Consider the following 15,136-nt stretch of genomic DNA (forward strand, 5'->3'; position numbering starts at 1 on the left):
TGCGCTGAAATCGATTCCGGCCACAAATTTAGCGTATTTTTGCACGGTTTATAGCGTTTTACGATGGAAAATAATTTCAGGATGGTGGCCAAGACGTTCTTCGGATTCGAGGAAATCCTGGCGAAGGAACTGCTTACGCTGGGCGCACAGGACATTGTGAAAGGAACGCGTGTGGTAAGTTTCAAGGGCGACAAAGGTTTCATGTACAAGGCGAACATTGCGTTGCGTACGGCGCTTAAAATCCTCAAACCGATCCATTCGTTCCGGGCCACGAATGACGATGCGTTGTACCGTGGCGTGTATGCTTTGGATTGGTCGCAGTTTTTATCATCGGGCAGTACGTTCGTGATTGATGCGACGGTACATTCAGACCATTTCCGCCATTCGCAATTCGTGGCCCAGAAAGCCAAAGACGCCATCGTGGACCAGTTCCGCAAGAACACCGGCATGCGCCCGAGCATCGACAAAGACCATCCGGATTTGCGCATCAACCTGCACATTGACCGCGAGAACGTGACTGTTTCGCTCGACACATCAGGCGCTTCATTGCACCACCGTGGCTACCGGACGGCCACCAACATTGCACCCATCAACGAAGTGCTGGCGGCGGGTATGCTGTTGCTCTCCGGTTGGAACGGGCAGGGCGATTTCCTCGACCCGATGTGTGGTTCGGGAACTATTTTGGCCGAAGCCGCGATGATTGCCTGCAACGTTCCGGCGAACATCAACCGAAAGGAATTTGCCTTCGAAAAATGGAATGACTGGGACAATGATCTGTTCGATCTGATCACTGAATCGTTGCTCAAGCGCGTCAGGGAATTCCATTATACAATTACCGGTTACGACAAAGCGCCGTCGGCCGTAATGAAAGCCAAAGACAATATCAAGAATGCCAACCTGGAGGATTATGTCACGATATCGGAGCGCAATTTCTTCGATACCCAAAAGGAAACACGCGGGCCGCTACACATGTTGTTCAATCCGCCGTACGGGGAAAGGCTTGACATTGAGATGGAGCGTTTCTATCGTGAGATAGGCGATACGCTGAAAAACAGTTATCCAGGAACCGACGCGTGGTTCATCACAGCCAATCTCGAAGCGCTGAAATACGTCGGGCTCCGGCCTTCGCGCAAAATCAAGTTGTTCAACGGCAGCCTTGAAGCGCGTTTGGTAGAATTCGAAATGTATGAAGGCAGCAAGCGGGGGAAGTTTCAGGGCTAGAGAAAAGACCGCTTCGCTGAAAGAAGAAAGAAAAGATTGAACCTCAAACCTCAAACTTCAAACGTCAAACATCTAACAGAAAAGGCCGCTTCGCCGAAAGAAGAAGGAAAACCTTGAACGTCAAACGACCAACGGAAAAACACAGATTGCACAGAATTTTCTTCTAGCACTGACAACTAGCCACTTTTGTCCACCGACCAACAAACAACGTCAAAAATCATGAATCCAGAAACCAAATCATTGCTCTATCAGTTCCTTGCGTTTGCGCTCATTTTTGTCGGCGTCCGTTACCTGGCGTTGCCCTTTACAGGTTTGTCCGGCTTGTGGCTGCCCTTTACGGCTTTCGTGATCACCACGATCATCACGCCGGTGTTCAAGGCGGAACGCACGCCGCAAGGACATAAGTTATTCGTGAAATGGATTTTCCTGAAAGGCGTGAAGGAAATCAAATAGCCTTTTCCAGGACAATGAAGAGGTAATCGCCCAGCGCATTTTCGTAGCGTTTCCTGACGGATTCAAAACAGCCAGTGTCTATATCTAATCGTAATTGCGCGAGTCCAGCGTTTACTTCATCTTGATGGGCGAGCGACGCAAAAGAGGAGATTCCGTTGCGGATGCGCGTGTCAAAATACATTTCAGGTTTGTGCTTCCCGATGTAAAGAAAACCGTCCTGCAAGTCGTCGGCGACATGGTATTTCTCGGTTTCGACAACCGTTAAGCCAGATTTTTCGCCGGCCAAGGCAATGGCATCCAAAGACGGCATCTGCGCGATGGACGCCGCGAGCATCGCCGGGAAATAATGGTTGAGCCAATAGCCTTTCATCTGTGCGGGCCATGAGGTGAAAACAACCCATCGGCCTTTTGGTTTCAAAACGCGACTGATTTCCGCGAAACCTTTTTCCAGTGCGTTCCAATGATGTATCGTTAGTGTTGCAATTGCACCGAGAAAAGTGTCCGGCGGAAACGGGATGGCTTCGGCGGCACCTGAAATCCAATTCATGTGAGCGTGCCTGAGCCTGGCAGTTTCCAGCATCACTTCGGAAGGTTCAACGCCAACAATGTCCAATCCCTTGTTCCGGAGTGCGGCCGTATAATTTCCCGTACCGCAGCCAATATCGAGGTATTTGCCATGTGCTTCCGGCTGAATCAAATCAAGAAGTCGTGCGGTCAAATACGGATCGGCGCATCTTGAGGAGTCGTAACTTTTGCCGATGCGGTCGTATTCACGGGTCATTTTTTCTGACTTTTTCCCTCACCGATCGCTTTGGTCTTTTTATAAATCGGGATGAAATATGAAATCGTGTAGTTGAATCCGGCGCCGAAATCACCGTCATACGTACGGCCATATCCGGGAATGTACAAGTTGTCGAAATTCTCAGGCTTTTTATTGCTGACGATGCGGTACAACCTCAGGCTGAAACCGACATAGATGTTGTTGATGACCTCGACCTTTACGCCTGCGACCGCTTCGAGCCAACTGGCCGACAATCCGTTCCATTTCTGGCCAGAAATCACCAGTGGATCTTCGCCGAAATAAGGATTCGGGTTATAGATTTCGTAACTTTCCAATTCCTGGCTGAAACTGCTCACGCCGTACCGAAGCCCGATCGTAATCTGGTTTTCCATGTCGAGCCAGTTCTGATAGGTGTTGTAATCAAAGCCAACCTTGAAATAAGTTCCTTTGGTCTTTGAGTTCAATTGGTCGTCATCGGTGGTTTTGTTTTCGTTGCCGAGTTCGCCCGCAAGCCAGAATTTCTTCGTCAGCCGGTAATCGCCCACCAATTCCAATCCTTTGTAATCATCTTCATAGAATGCACGGGCTATTTTAGACAAATCTACGCCCAGACGCAAGCCGTACCGGTCTGTTTTGACGACAGAATCCTTAACCTTCTTCGCTTCTTTTGGCGCCGATGAAAATTGAATGGTCGACGTACCGATCGATGCGGAATCGGCCGCCACGGTTTTTGGTTTGTCCTGTGCCCAAAGCGAAGCACACAGCAAAAGGCTAAAACAAAACGCTGATGTGTACTTCATCTTCATTGAGGATATTGGGTTGTTCTACCGTTACGTTGTTCATCCAGCGCAAATCCGAGCCATCGTCCTGGACAAACGGCGTGGTGTCGTCCAAAGTAAAAACAGTTTTGTAACCGCAGGCGCGAGAAACGAAAACCTGATCGCGGGTATAATTGAACGTCAGCACGTCGGTATTGTCGATACTAGTATTGTTGCTGTTGAGCGTGAAGGTGTATTGGGTTTGGTCTTCAGTGATGCGCAACGGCAATACGATTTGGCTCACGCCGCTGAAAACGCCTAGTGCTTCGCTGGCGCCGGTTCCGGAAACCAACAAACTGGTGACGTTCTTGGCCGTTGTCGGGTCGTTGATGTCGTAGAATTGCACCACGAGCCGCGGTGTGGTTGGCGTGCTTTCACTGCAGATGTCGTCTTTCTCACAGTTCCAGCTGAAAAGCGCGATGAGCGCCACGACCGGGATCAAAATCAGTTTTTTCATAGCCGGAAGGCAGTTATCTTTTTTGTAAAAGTACGACATTTTCCACGTGGTGCGTTTGCGGGAACATGTCCACGGGGCGCACGCGTTTAACTTCATATTTTTCGTCGAGCAATGCCAAGTCACGAGCCTGCGTACCGGAATTACAGCTTACATACACGATTTTCTCCGCGCCGATCTTCAGCAATTGGTCCACGACATCTTTGTGCATGCCGTCGCGCGGCGGGTCGGTGATCACGACATCAGGCTGGCCGTGTTGCGCGAGGAACGCGTCGTTGAACACCGCTTTCATGTCGCCTACTACAAACTCACAATTTGAAATATTGTTGCGTTTGGCGTTTTCCTTCGCATCGGCAATGGCTTCGGGAACGGCTTCCACGCCGACGACTTTCTTGGCCTGTCTCGACACGAATTGCGCAATCGTCCCGGTTCCGGTATATAAATCGTACACGGTTTCGCTTCCGGTCAAACCGGCAAAATCACGGGCAATTTTATAAAGTTCGTAGGCCTGTTCGGAGTTGGTCTGGTAAAAAGATTTGGCGTTGATGGAAAACTGCAACCCTTCCATTTCCTCCAAAATATAGTCGCGCCCGGAGTACAGCAGGATGTTTTGATCGTATAGCGTATCATTCGCTTTTTGGTTTACGACGTATTGCAGCGAAGTGATTTGCGGGAATTTTTCCAATAGGAAATCCAGCAACAACACGCGTTTTTCGGCATCGTCGTCAAAGAATTGGATGACGACCATGATTTCGCCGGTGGATGCCGTTCGGATCATCAACGTGCGTAGCAAACCTTCATGATTTCTCGGATTGAAGAAGGTCAGCCCATTGGCGATGGCGAACGCCCGGATTTCATTGCGGATGGCGTTGGACGGATCTTCCTGCAGGTGGCATTTTTTGATGTCGAGGATTTTATCCCACATTTTCGGGATGTGGAAACCCAGCGCGTTGCGCTCAAAGGTGTCGCCGCTTTTGATTTCGTCTTCGGTGAGCCAACGGCTGTCGGAAAACGAGAATTCCATTTTATTGCGATAGAAGTATTGTTTTTCGGAGCCAAGAATCGGTTCGAACTCCGGAAGTTCAATCTTCCCGATACGCTTCAAATGATTGAAAACCTCATTCTGCTTGTAAAAGAGCTGTTGAGAATACAGCATGTTTTGCCATTTGCAACCACCGCACACCCCAAAATGGATGCAATGCGGCGCGGTCCGGTACTCGGAATGCTCGTGGATTTTGATGGCTTTTCCCTCGTAATACGCCTTCCGCTTCTTGAAGGTCTGGATGTCGGCCACATCGCCCGGAACTACATTCGGCACAAAAATGACTTTGCCGTCCGGCGCCTTGGCAACCGAAACGCCTTTCGCTCCGGCATCGAGGATTTTCACATTCGTAAAAACGATTTTATCGGTGGTTTTTCTTCCCATGGCGCAAAGGTATAGTTTAAAGTTCAAAGTCTAAAGTTTGGCGTAACTTTGAACTTTGAACTTTAAACTTTATACCTTCCATGACCACACACCTCGTGCTGCTTCGCGGCATCAACGTAAGCGGGCAAAAACTCATTAAGATGGAAGATTTGCGCAGGTTGTTGGCCGATGCCGGATTCGAGAACGTCGTCACTTACATCCAAAGCGGAAATATTATTTTTGAAAGTGAGCAAACCGATAAGGTAAAAGTGGCCGCGCAGGTAAAAGCATTGATTAAAAAGCAATACAGATGGGAAGTCGGCGTATTGGCGCTAGATTTGACCGATTTGGTGCAAACCATCGGCAATAATCCATTCCTGAAACAGCCGGATCCCGACCTGAAGCACCTATATGTGGCGTATTTGTCCGAGCAACCGTCGGCGGATAACTTGGCTAAGTTCCAAGCGTTTGATATTGGGCGGGACGAGGCTGTTCTGGGCGACCGCGTTTTGTATCTGAGGTACGCGTCCGGTGCGGGAAACACGAAATTGTCCAACGCCTTGATCGAGAATAAACTGAAAGTAGTGGCTACGAGCAGGAACTGGAACACGACATTAAAGTTGCGCGACATGCTGTCCGAGAGAAGCTAAAATTAACCCAAAGACAACAAGGTTTCTTCGCGCCATTGCGTAACTTTAGCGGAAACAATCATTAAATCCATCATTATGAAAAGAAACGCTACCGCGGTCTGGGAAGGATCGCTTAAGGAAGGCAACGGCCGTATTTCCACGCAGAGCAAAGTGCTCAACAACACGCAGTATTCCTTTAAGACTCGTTTTGAAGATGGCATAGGTACCAACCCGGAAGAATTGGTGGCCGCCGCGCACGCGGGTTGTTTCACCATGCAACTCTCGGCGTTCATCGGGGAAGCCGGCCACGACATCGAAAGCCTTGAAACTACGTGCGCGATTGACTTCCAGAACGGTACCGTAGTGGGTTCGCACTTGTCGGTCACGGGAAAAGTCGCCGGAATCTCCAATGAAACCTTTCAGGAACTGGTCACAAAAGCCGAAAAGCAGTGCCCGATTTCGAGACTGCTCAATACGGCAATTACGTCTGAAGCGGTGTTGCTTTAGTAACGGATGGTAAATGTCCCGTTTTGCACCGGAATAATATTGAATGGCTCAGCGTCTGCCTGGACTTGTCCGGCGAACGTGCCTACGATCTTATTTCCGGTGTTTTCGGTGACACTCATTTGAAAATCGTCCATTTTAGGATGCGCCATTTCGTTGTTGAAATAGGCGAAATACCAACTCGCTTCCAGGCCAACGACGCCTTCTTCGATCACAAACGAAATTCTTCGATCAGGACTATTGTTGATGGAAGCCGTAACGATGACATCGGTGTAGGTATAGTCGCCCTCAGTATAGGTTTCCTGATCAACGTTAACAGTATTGAAGATGTAATCGACGCCGCCGATTTTGGCCGTCACCACAGAATTGTTGCCTCCCGAATCATCGGATGAACAGCCTGAAAAGGCAATCGCTAAGACCAGGCAGCAAGAAAGTAGAATTTTTTTCATGGTTAGTTCGTTTTGTTGTGGGTCAAAAATACCTCTTATTAAGATTTCTTGAAAATTAATTTACGTTAAATTAACCTTAAAGCGAGCGGTCGACTCTTATTTGCGCCGAAATCGCTACTTTTGCCGTGGGTGATTTCTCCCCGTAAGAAGGAATGGCTGGTTTGTTTCCTCAAAAAAATGAATTATGACTGTTTTAGAAAGGATGACTTCGCAAGAGGCGATAGCGCTCGAAGACCGTTACGGTGCGCATAATTATCATCCGTTACCCGTAGTGCTGCACAAAGGCGAAGGCGTTTACGTCTGGGATGTGGAAGGGAAAAAATACTACGACTTCCTTTCGGCATATTCGGCCGTAAACCAAGGGCATTGCCACCCGAAAATCGTCGGTGCGATGGTCAATCAGGCGCAAACCCTGACGCTGACCTCGCGTGCGTTCTACAACGACCAACTCGGGCCGTACGAAAAATACCTTACTGCATATTTCGGGTTCGACAAAGTCCTGCCGATGAATACCGGTGCGGAAGCCGTAGAAACCGCGATCAAACTTTGCCGCAAATGGGCATACGAGAAGAAAGGCATCGCGGAGCAGGAAGCCCAAATCATCGTCTGCGAAGGCAACTTCCACGGGCGCACGACAACGATTATCTCATTTTCAAACGATGCTTCGGCGCGCAAGAATTTTGGCCCATATACACCGGGCTTTATTAAAATCCCTTACGATGATACCGCTGCCTTGGAGCGCGTGTTGTCGTCTTCCGATAATATTGCAGGTTTTCTCGTAGAGCCTATCCAGGGCGAAGCGGGTGTTTATGTACCGCACGAAGGCTATCTCGCAAAAGCGAAAGCACTCTGCGAGCAGCATAACGTGTTGTTTATCGCCGATGAAGTCCAGACGGGCATTGCGCGTACGGGAAAATTATTGGCCGTCCAACATGAAAACGTGACGCCCGATATTTTGGTTCTGGGCAAGGCGCTTTCCGGCGGTGTGTATCCTGTTTCGGCAGTTTTGGCGAACAACCACATCATGGACGTCATCAAGCCCGGTCAGCATGGTTCCACTTTTGGCGGTAACCCGATTGCGGCTGCGGTGGCCGTTGCGGCGCTCGAAGTCGTGAAAGACGAAAAGTTAGCGGAAAATGCGGTTTATCTCGGGAATCTTTTCCGCGAGAAGTTGGGCGAATATGTAAAAAGTTCCAACATCGTAACCTTGGTGCGCGGCAAAGGCTTGCTCAATGCTATTGTCATCAACGATACCGAAGACAGTTCAACGGCCTGGGACATTTGTATGGCATTGCGCGACAACGGTCTTCTGGCCAAACCCACGCACGGCAACATCATCAGGTTTGCACCGCCGCTGGTCATGACCGAAGCGCAGTTGCTGGATTGTGTGTCCATCATCACCAAGACGCTTCAGCAATTTGAACGATAAAAAAAAAGCTCCGTGAGGAGCTTTTTTCATTATTGGTTGGCGCGTTGCATCTCTTCCAGTTTCATTTGCAGTTCGCGCATGCCGTCTTCGCCAAGGACGAACCACATGTAAGCCATCAAGCAAAGATACAACCCGCATATCACGATACCGATGATACATAGGATGCGGCCCACTTTCAGGTTGCTGTAATTGGAATACAGTTCCGGGTTGGCCAAATATTCTTTCTGGTCTTTCGAGGCCAAGACCATTCCGACGATTCCTGGGACAAGCCCAATGCCGTAGCAACAGCAACTGATGATCGAAATAATTCCTAAGACGAGAACGGCGGTGGCATTTGGTAATTTGTTTTGACTCATGTGAATTGATTTTTATGGGTTAGCAAGTTATTATTTTATAAATATAGGCAATAATCATTACGGCACCATTCAACAAGGCTGTCCAGATCACGATTCTGTGGTAGTCACGCGCCCGGTCGAGCAGGTGCAGGCCGAGGAATACGGTAAAAATAATCAGCGTATAGACCGCGGGAAAAATATGGAACGCTTTTTCAAATTCGCCATGCCACAGAAAGAGCAGTCCGCGTTGCAGCCCGCAGCCGGGGCAATCCAGCCCGAACAACCATTTATTCGTACAAGGCAACATGTATTCTTCCATCAGGGCAAAAGTGGTAAAAAAAGATGAAACTTGCGCAAGTCTTTTCGCCCGGCCTAAAGTTTCCGTACTTTTGAGACATGAAAAAATTAATGGTCGTACTCGTCATCTTGGCTATCGGCGTGGCATTCTATGAACAAAGCAAGCCGCATCCGAACGTATACATTACGGTTGCTGCCGTCGTGGTCATCATGTATGGCGCGATGCGATTGAGTGCGAAAATACCAGGTAGGAAAGATGACGACATTCAATAAAGGCGACAAAGTGTCCGTGCTCGACGACAACCTTCACGGCGTAGTCCTTGACGTGAACGGGCACCAGATTACAGTGGAAACGAGCGATGGATTCGTGGTAAAATACACTTCACATGAGTTGATAAAGATATTGGAAACCAGTGTCTTAGATTTAAGTATTCGAAGTTTTAATTCCGCTGATATAAAAAAACAGAAAGAAATCCCGAAACGCAAGTCTTCGGTAAAGGTCGCAGTCAAGGGAGAAATCCCGCCGCCCGAATTTGACCTGCATATCGAGAAGCTCGTCAAGAACCACAAAAGCTTGTCGAATTTCGACATCCTCAGCATCCAGGCCGAGACCGCCAAGCGCCACATTGAGTTTGCGTTGCGGCATCGCATCCCAAAGATCATCTTCATTCACGGGGTAGGCGAAGGCATCCTGAAAGCCGAGCTGGATTTCATGTTGAACCGTTACGATAACCTCATTTTTCGTGACGCGGACTTCCGAAAATACGGTGTCGGCGCGACGGAAATCACATTTAAACAAAAAGTAAAATAAAAAGACTATAACTAGCTGGTTGTCAGAAATCCTAATAGGTAGTTATCGGCTAGTTTGAAAGCGGAATTTCCTTTGCGGAACATCGCATTCTTCAACCGGATTTCATGTAGGAAAACGCCAGGGCCGCTCGAGGTCGTGGTCACTTCAATCGTGCCGCTTACGTTCAGCACGCCGGCATCGCCCAGCCATTGTTCTTTAATGAGTGGCGTTGTTGGCGTTGGGGCAACGCAAAAATAATCACTTGACACCGCCGATTGGAACAATGTATATGTCAGGACATTCGTGGCCGTTCCCAGTAATGCCGTTCTTGGCGTGCCAACCGGTGTCACTTCGTTAGCGATCAGTTCGGGGGAAATGGCCAGCGTGACGGCTTCGCTGCCATTGATGTTGTACACAAGGTTGCCGCAGCTTTCGGCGGTATCGTCAAAATTGAAAGGCAGCGTATTGGCCGGCGTAAAGTAGCTTCCAAAAGTAAAATCCCCGAATTCAGTGCCGCTCGGCGTGTTTTTATTTACCGCCCGGAACACGATGTCATGGCGGTACTTCTGGATGATTTCCCCGCCGGCAAGTTCGGTGTTTGCAATGATGACTGGCGATGTCGTGACTTCAATCCTGCCGTTGTCACCGGTAAAAGTCCACTCTTCCACGACGCTTGGCGTGGCTGGCGGTATGGAACTGCACAGGACATCGTCGTCGATATCGCCACTGTAGGCCCGATAAAAAATGCGGTTGGTACTGTTTACGGGAAGCGTGCGTGGCGAACCTTCTGGCGTAGCGTCGTTTATAAACAATGCATCGTGGTCTGCCACTTCAAAGAAAAAAGCCTCCGTGTCCTTGAGTTTGTACACGATGTTTCCGCAATGGGCCGCGGTCTGGCTGGTGAAGTCAATGTTCTCGACCGTTAAATCACCGTCGTCACAACCTTGGATAAAAGCGGAAAAAGCCAAAAAGGCAACTATTTTCTTCATGAGATAAGCGTTTGGTCTGGCAGCAAGCGGCCGCGTCAGCAAAAATAGTTTTTTTCGGCCACGAAACATTTACCCGGCGATTAAAGCGCTAAAATTTAACGGCATATTAGTAACTTTGCGGCCTACTATGATAAGGAAAACCTATCTCGACAATGCCGCGACCACGCAGGTTCGGCCAGAAGTCATCGCTGAAATGGCGAAAGTGCTCGCCGAGGATTTCGGCAACGCGTCGTCGTCGCACAGTTTCGGGCGCCACGCGAAAAGTGTCGTTGAAATGGCCCGAAAGTCCATCGCCAAGCAACTCAACGTTTCCGCGCAGGAAATCATCTTCACGTCTTGCGGGACAGAGGCCGACAACTGGATTTTGCGTTCGGCGGTGCGTGATTTGGGCGTGAAGCGCATCATCACCGGAAAGATGGAACACCATGCGGTATTGCATGCGGCCGAAGCCATCGCCGCGGAATTTCAAATCCCATTGGAATTCGTCCGGACATTGCCCAGCGGAAATATCGATTTAGAGCATTTACAAGAACTGTTACGGTCGGGCGTCCCAACATTGGTATCGCTGATGCACGTCAACAATGAAATCGGGACCGTACTCGATTTGGCGGCCGTCGGGAAATTGTGTCGGGAAAACCACGCCTATTTCCACTCCGATACGGTGCAATCGGTAGGGAAATGCCGGTTCGATTTGCAGCAGTTGCCGGTGGATTTCATCGTGGCGAGCGCCCACAAATTCCACGGCCCGAAAGGAATCGGGTTTGCCTACGTACGCAAAGGCATCGTGCTCCAACCGATGCTCTTCGGCGGCGAACAGGAGAAAGGACTGCGCGCCGGCACGGAAGCCGTCCACAACATTGCCGGTATGGCCAAGGCGTTGGAACTGGCGTATGAACATCTTGAGGACGAAGAAAACGACATTACTTCACTTAAACACTATGCAATCTCGCAATTGCAGCAACATTTTCCCGGCGCGAAAGTCAACGGAGCCGACACGTTTTACAACATCGTCAACGTTTGTTTGCCCATCGCTCCGGAAAAAACAGCGATGATATTGTTTCACCTTGACATGAAAGGCATCGCCGTATCCCGTGGCAGCGCGTGTCAATCGGGCAGCGCAAAGCCCTCGCACGTACTGGCGGAAATCCTTTCGGACGAAGACCTGAAAAAGCCCTCGATTCGGATTTCGTTCAGCCATTACAACACCAGGGAAGACATCGATTACTTGATTGATGTGTTGCAGTCGGTCTAGATGAGGCGTTTTTGCTGTTTCACCGGCAACATGATGGTGAACACGGCGCCTTCATCGCGCATTCCGGTCGCGGAAATCCGGCCGTGGTGGCGCTCTACGATTTTTTTACACAAAGCCAATCCCAGCCCGGTGCCTTCGTATTGGTCTTTGCCGTGCAGTCTTGAAAACGGATTGAAAATCTGCTCGGCATACTGCTGTTCGAGCCCGATGCCGTTGTCGGCGATGGTGATTTCAACATAATCGACACCTTCGCTGTTAATGATGGAATGATAATAGGCGATAAGCGGCGCGCGTTCCGGCTTCGAGAATTTCAACGCATTGTTGATCAAGTTGTAGAACAACTGGTAAATCAACACCGATGCGCCTTCAATGACCGGCAAAGGCGCACCTTTTATGGCGGCTTGCTTGCGGTGCATGACTACTTCCAAATCATCCTTGATGTCTGATAGTATCTGGTCAAGGTCCACTTTCTCGATGGGTTGTTCACCGGCATTCAGCGTGGAGTAGGACAGCACGCCTTCGATCATCGCAAACATGCGGTCGGTCGCGTTCTGGATCTTGGCCAAGTGATTTAGGCCGCGTTCGGGCAACAGTCCTGAGAATTCCTCAGCCAGCATGTTCCCGAATACTTTTATTTTCCGGATAGGTTCCTTTAGATCATGGCTCGCGACGTGGGCAAAATGCAGCAAGTCTTCGTTGGAACGGTGCAGTTCGGCGGTGCGTTCCTTGACTTGTTTCTGCAATTCCGCGGCGAAGAGTTTCTGGTCGTTGATGTCTTGTACGACGCCCAACAAGGTCAGCGGTTTCCCATCGTCGTCGTACACAATCTTACCCTTGACGCGGATCCAATGGATGGATTGGTCGTCCCAGATGAGTCGCGCTTCGTAAAACAAATAGCCGGTCTCCAGCGATTCCCGGTGCGCTTTTGCACGGATTTCAAGGTCGTCCGGATGGATGTAATGGGAATAGGATTGTCTCGGCAAGTAGTCGGTGACGCCCCAGATTTCGTTGAAACGTTCGGAAACCTTGATCGCGTCGGTCCGCAAATCCACTTCGTATTTGCCCAAATCGGCAGATTCTATGGCAAGGCGTGCGCTTTCTTCGGCCTGTTCGATTTTTTTACGGGCGAGGACTTGTTCGGTAACGTCGGTCGCAACCACGATGACGCCTTCAATCGTGCCGTCCTTTGCGCGGAACGCCTCATAGACAAAGTCCACATAAACAGTTTGCAGCGATTCGCCCCGAGGCAGGTTTACCGAAACGTCATAGGCTTTGTACGTTTTTCCAGACTCGAACACATAGTCCAGCAGCAAGTCAAACCCTTGCCCTTCAATTTCCCGCAACCCGTCCATCAAGTTTTTGCCCACGATTTCCGAGGCTTGCTTGCCCCACAATTCCAGCATGCGTTCGTTGGCGATTTCCACGAAATGCGTTTTGCCTTTGAGGATGCACATGGCCACGGGCGCCTGCAGGATGGTGTTGCGGAGGTTGTTGCGGCTTTGTTCGGCTTCCTGGTTGGCAAGGTTGACATCGGTCACGTCGGCACCGGTGTTCATCACGCCATAAACGTTGCCGTGCGAATCGAACAGCGGCGTGAAGCTGTAGTTGAAATAGAAAGTCTTGAGTTGGCCGTCGATCACCAAATCAAGATGCGTGTTCTTGGCGTGGAAAGGTTTTCCTGTCTCGAAAACGTCCTTGAGTTGCTGGAATACTTCGCTACCCTCGAGTTCGGGTAGTATCTCGGTATATTTCATCCCGATGACATCGCGGCCTTTTCCCCAAGTCTTCAACATGACGTCATTGGCGAGTTGGATAACGAATTCCGGACCGATGTAAACGCCGATAGGGAATGGCGCACTTTCCACCACATCGCGGAAACGGTGTTCGCTTTCGCTGATGGCTCTTTCGGCGAGGACCTTTTCGGTGACATCCACAGATGTGGCCAAGATGCCGTACACTTCGCTTTGGGCGTTGAGGATCGGGTTATACCAGAAATCAAAATACGACGACGTCCATTGGCCTTCGTGCAGCAAACGCAATTCGGAGTTTTTTCCGCTGCGGGGAACACCGGTCGTGTACACGCTGTTGAGGATCTCGAAAAACGGTTGGTCGGTCAATTCGGGCAGTATTTCCGCGAGCGGTTTGCCGAAAGCCTGCTCCTTGCTCTTGTTCCAGCCTTTCAGGATGGTTTCGTTGGCAATCTTCACGGTCATTTCCGGGCCGGTCATCAGTGCCATGCGCACCGGCGATTCTTCGATGACTTTTTTCAACAGGTATTCGTCCTCGGCGAGTTTCTGTTTGTCGCGGACTTGCTCGGTCACGTCATGGCACAAAATCATTACGCCGCTCACCGAACCGTCGGCTTCGCGATAGGGTTGGTACACCAGATTCAAGTAGCCGCCACGCGTCTGGTTGTCGATGAAATACTGATACGGATAATCATACAATTGCAGTGGCTCGCCGGAAAGCCTTACGCGGTCTATGATAGGACGGAAATGGGCTTCGGTTTCCGGTACGATGTCGAAAATATCGCGGCCCAGCAAGTCTTCTGCTTTGCGATCGATTAACCGCGCGAAACCTTCGTTGACGATTTCTACTTTCATTTGCTCGCCGCCCAACACGATGATGCCCACCGTGGCTTCACGGATCAAGTTCTGGAAGCGTTGTTCAGACATTTGCAACGCATTGATTGAATGGACGGTTTTCGTTGTTTCCACGACGGTAACGAAAACGCCACCGGGTGTTCCCGATTCGTCAATGACAGGACTGTAGCTGTAGGTCCAAAACACTTCCTCGATTTTGCCATTGCGGAAGATAGGAATCAGTTGGTCTTCGTACCATGTTGCTTCTCCGCCCGCCAAAACTTGGTCAATCTGCGGCTTGATGACCGGCCAGATCTCGCCCCATACTTCGGCCGCCGGTTTGCCCAAGGCATCGGGGTGTTTTCCATTTTCGCCAAGGCTCGGCCGATAAGCATCGTTGTAGAAACAGATGAGGTCTTCTCCCCAGAAAAGGAACATCGGGAATTTTGAATGGATCAGGATGCCAAGTGTCGTCTTAAGGCTTTGCGGCCAAGATTCCACGGGGCCAATGGGCGATGATGCCCAGTCGTACGCACGGATGCGCTGGGCCATTTCGCCGTTGGCGCTGAAAATACCTGTATCTGAAATGGTTTGAGGGTTTGAATTTCGCTTCTGGGAAAATGGCATAGGGAAACTTGCTTACCTAAAGATAGTCCTTTTTTCAAGCGCGGGCAGCGCGTTTAGATGAAATTAAGAAAATCTTTTCATTGTGCGGTTTTTTGCCTGTAAATCAAGTCTTTCTTGGAAT

Annotated in this window: 17 protein-coding genes; 8 read left to right on the top strand and 9 right to left on the bottom strand. The window is 49.9% G+C overall.

What is annotated here, in order from left to right; genetic code table 11:
* The first annotated feature begins 63 nt into the window (after nt 1-63).
* Nucleotides 64-1,221 carry a THUMP domain-containing class I SAM-dependent RNA methyltransferase gene (locus ACM9J1_RS00380; protein ID WP_415579834.1) on the top strand — a complete coding sequence of 386 codons (1,158 nt, stop codon included), beginning with the start codon at nt 64-66 and terminating at the stop codon, nt 1,219-1,221.
* A 219-nt stretch (nt 1,222-1,440) separates the two neighbouring features.
* Nucleotides 1,441-1,674, top strand: coding sequence for a hypothetical protein (locus tag ACM9J1_RS00385; protein WP_415579835.1), 234 nt, complete (start codon nt 1,441-1,443; stop codon nt 1,672-1,674).
* Here ACM9J1_RS00385 and ACM9J1_RS00390 read toward each other — a convergent pair.
* Genes ACM9J1_RS00390 through rlmD form a run of 4 tightly spaced genes read right to left on the bottom strand, consistent with a single transcriptional unit; the run spans nt 1,667 to nt 5,153 of the window.
* Nucleotides 1,667-2,455: a class I SAM-dependent methyltransferase gene (locus ACM9J1_RS00390; RefSeq protein ID WP_415579836.1), complete on the bottom strand. Its 789-nt coding sequence runs from the start codon at nt 2,453-2,455 to the stop codon at nt 1,667-1,669. The two genes, ACM9J1_RS00385 and ACM9J1_RS00390, sit on opposite strands and share 8 nt — an antisense overlap.
* On the bottom strand, nt 2,452-3,180 hold the full coding sequence (locus tag ACM9J1_RS00395; RefSeq protein WP_415579837.1) for a DUF6048 family protein: 729 nt from the start codon (nt 3,178-3,180) through the stop codon (nt 2,452-2,454). The genes ACM9J1_RS00390 and ACM9J1_RS00395 overlap by 4 nt, the downstream gene beginning before the upstream one ends.
* 46 nt (nt 3,181-3,226) lie before the next feature.
* The gene (locus ACM9J1_RS00400) at nt 3,227-3,730 is read right to left on the bottom strand and encodes a DUF6452 family protein (protein WP_415579838.1); all 504 of its coding nucleotides are present in this window, start codon (nt 3,728-3,730) and stop codon (nt 3,227-3,229) included.
* A gap of 13 nt (nt 3,731-3,743) precedes the next feature.
* Nucleotides 3,744-5,153 (bottom strand): 23S rRNA (uracil(1939)-C(5))-methyltransferase RlmD, encoded by a 1,410-nt coding sequence (gene rlmD / locus ACM9J1_RS00405; protein ID WP_415579839.1) that lies wholly within the window; start codon nt 5,151-5,153, stop codon nt 3,744-3,746.
* Nucleotides 5,154-5,233: 80 nt separating this feature from the next.
* Here rlmD and ACM9J1_RS00410 point away from each other — a divergent pair, with 80 nt between their 5' ends.
* Both ACM9J1_RS00410 and ACM9J1_RS00415 read left to right on the top strand, forming a co-directional pair.
* Nucleotides 5,234-5,782, top strand: coding sequence for a DUF1697 domain-containing protein (locus ACM9J1_RS00410; RefSeq protein WP_415579840.1), 549 nt, complete (start codon nt 5,234-5,236; stop codon nt 5,780-5,782).
* Between the two features lie 75 nt (nt 5,783-5,857).
* Nucleotides 5,858-6,268: an OsmC family protein gene (locus tag ACM9J1_RS00415; protein WP_415579842.1), complete on the top strand. Its 411-nt coding sequence runs from the start codon at nt 5,858-5,860 to the stop codon at nt 6,266-6,268.
* Here the strand turns inward: ACM9J1_RS00415 and ACM9J1_RS00420 are convergent.
* Complete coding sequence (locus ACM9J1_RS00420) at nt 6,265-6,714, bottom strand: hypothetical protein (RefSeq protein WP_415579844.1); 450 nt, start codon at nt 6,712-6,714, stop codon at nt 6,265-6,267. The two genes, ACM9J1_RS00415 and ACM9J1_RS00420, sit on opposite strands and share 4 nt — an antisense overlap.
* Before the next feature lie 184 nt (nt 6,715-6,898).
* On the opposite strand from ACM9J1_RS00420, the gene rocD reads away from it, so the two are divergent.
* Nucleotides 6,899-8,143: an ornithine--oxo-acid transaminase gene (rocD, locus tag ACM9J1_RS00425; protein ID WP_415579845.1), complete on the top strand. Its 1,245-nt coding sequence runs from the start codon at nt 6,899-6,901 to the stop codon at nt 8,141-8,143.
* Nucleotides 8,144-8,172: 29 nt separating this feature from the next.
* On the opposite strand, the gene ACM9J1_RS00430 is transcribed toward rocD, so the two are convergent.
* Together ACM9J1_RS00430 and ACM9J1_RS00435 are read right to left on the bottom strand one after the other, a co-directional pair.
* Nucleotides 8,173-8,499: a CCC motif membrane protein gene (locus ACM9J1_RS00430; protein WP_415579846.1), complete on the bottom strand. Its 327-nt coding sequence runs from the start codon at nt 8,497-8,499 to the stop codon at nt 8,173-8,175.
* 19 nt (nt 8,500-8,518) lie between these two features.
* On the bottom strand, nt 8,519-8,797 hold the full coding sequence (locus tag ACM9J1_RS00435) for a DUF2752 domain-containing protein (protein WP_415579848.1): 279 nt from the start codon (nt 8,795-8,797) through the stop codon (nt 8,519-8,521).
* A gap of 77 nt (nt 8,798-8,874) precedes the next feature.
* Between ACM9J1_RS00435 and ACM9J1_RS00440 the strand changes: the two genes are divergently transcribed.
* Both ACM9J1_RS00440 and ACM9J1_RS00445 read left to right on the top strand, forming a co-directional pair.
* Nucleotides 8,875-9,048: a hypothetical protein gene (locus ACM9J1_RS00440; RefSeq protein ID WP_415579849.1), complete on the top strand. Its 174-nt coding sequence runs from the start codon at nt 8,875-8,877 to the stop codon at nt 9,046-9,048.
* The gene (locus ACM9J1_RS00445) at nt 9,032-9,586 is read left to right on the top strand and encodes a Smr/MutS family protein (protein WP_415579850.1); all 555 of its coding nucleotides are present in this window, start codon (nt 9,032-9,034) and stop codon (nt 9,584-9,586) included. Before ACM9J1_RS00440 ends, ACM9J1_RS00445 begins: the two co-directional genes overlap by 17 nt.
* Before the next feature lie 11 nt (nt 9,587-9,597).
* Here the strand turns inward: ACM9J1_RS00445 and ACM9J1_RS00450 are convergent, their stop codons facing one another.
* Nucleotides 9,598-10,554, bottom strand: a complete 957-nt coding sequence (locus tag ACM9J1_RS00450) for a hypothetical protein (RefSeq protein ID WP_415579851.1) — start codon at nt 10,552-10,554, stop codon at nt 9,598-9,600.
* Nucleotides 10,555-10,684: 130 nt separating this feature from the next.
* On the opposite strand from ACM9J1_RS00450, the gene ACM9J1_RS00455 reads away from it, so the two are divergent.
* Nucleotides 10,685-11,806, top strand: coding sequence for a cysteine desulfurase family protein (locus ACM9J1_RS00455; protein WP_415580442.1), 1,122 nt, complete (start codon nt 10,685-10,687; stop codon nt 11,804-11,806).
* Here the strand turns inward: ACM9J1_RS00455 and ACM9J1_RS00460 are convergent.
* Complete coding sequence (locus ACM9J1_RS00460; RefSeq protein WP_415579852.1) at nt 11,803-15,015, bottom strand: PAS domain-containing protein; 3,213 nt, start codon at nt 15,013-15,015, stop codon at nt 11,803-11,805. The genes ACM9J1_RS00455 and ACM9J1_RS00460 overlap by 4 nt on opposite strands.
* Between the last annotated feature and the right edge of the window lie 121 nt (nt 15,016-15,136).

The organism is Flavobacterium longum (genome assembly GCF_965137575.1).
Taxonomy (GTDB): Bacteria; Bacteroidota; Bacteroidia; order Flavobacteriales; family Flavobacteriaceae; genus Flavobacterium; species Flavobacterium longum.

Bases quoted from the DNA above. Each gene is read 5' to 3' on its own strand.
- ACM9J1_RS00430 (WP_415579846.1), bottom strand. From the start codon at position 8,499: ATGAGTCAAAACAAATTACCAAATGCCACCGCCGTTCTCGTCTTAGGA.
- ACM9J1_RS00385 (WP_415579835.1), top strand. From the start codon at position 1,441: ATGAATCCAGAAACCAAATCATTGCTCTATCAGTTCCTTGCGTTTGCG.
- ACM9J1_RS00445 (WP_415579850.1), top strand. From the start codon at position 9,032: ATGACGACATTCAATAAAGGCGACAAAGTGTCCGTGCTCGACGACAAC.
- rlmD (WP_415579839.1), bottom strand. From the start codon at position 5,153: ATGGGAAGAAAAACCACCGATAAAATCGTTTTTACGAATGTGAAAATC.
- ACM9J1_RS00440 (WP_415579849.1), top strand. From the start codon at position 8,875: ATGAAAAAATTAATGGTCGTACTCGTCATCTTGGCTATCGGCGTGGCA.
- ACM9J1_RS00420 (WP_415579844.1), bottom strand. From the start codon at position 6,714: ATGAAAAAAATTCTACTTTCTTGCTGCCTGGTCTTAGCGATTGCCTTT.
- ACM9J1_RS00460 (WP_415579852.1), bottom strand. From the start codon at position 15,015: ATGCCATTTTCCCAGAAGCGAAATTCAAACCCTCAAACCATTTCAGAT.
- ACM9J1_RS00450 (WP_415579851.1), bottom strand. From the start codon at position 10,554: ATGAAGAAAATAGTTGCCTTTTTGGCTTTTTCCGCTTTTATCCAAGGT.
- ACM9J1_RS00410 (WP_415579840.1), top strand. From the start codon at position 5,234: ATGACCACACACCTCGTGCTGCTTCGCGGCATCAACGTAAGCGGGCAA.
- ACM9J1_RS00400 (WP_415579838.1), bottom strand. From the start codon at position 3,730: ATGAAAAAACTGATTTTGATCCCGGTCGTGGCGCTCATCGCGCTTTTC.
- ACM9J1_RS00390 (WP_415579836.1), bottom strand. From the start codon at position 2,455: ATGACCCGTGAATACGACCGCATCGGCAAAAGTTACGACTCCTCAAGA.
- ACM9J1_RS00435 (WP_415579848.1), bottom strand. From the start codon at position 8,797: ATGGAAGAATACATGTTGCCTTGTACGAATAAATGGTTGTTCGGGCTG.
- ACM9J1_RS00415 (WP_415579842.1), top strand. From the start codon at position 5,858: ATGAAAAGAAACGCTACCGCGGTCTGGGAAGGATCGCTTAAGGAAGGC.
- rocD (WP_415579845.1), top strand. From the start codon at position 6,899: ATGACTGTTTTAGAAAGGATGACTTCGCAAGAGGCGATAGCGCTCGAA.
- ACM9J1_RS00380 (WP_415579834.1), top strand. From the start codon at position 64: ATGGAAAATAATTTCAGGATGGTGGCCAAGACGTTCTTCGGATTCGAG.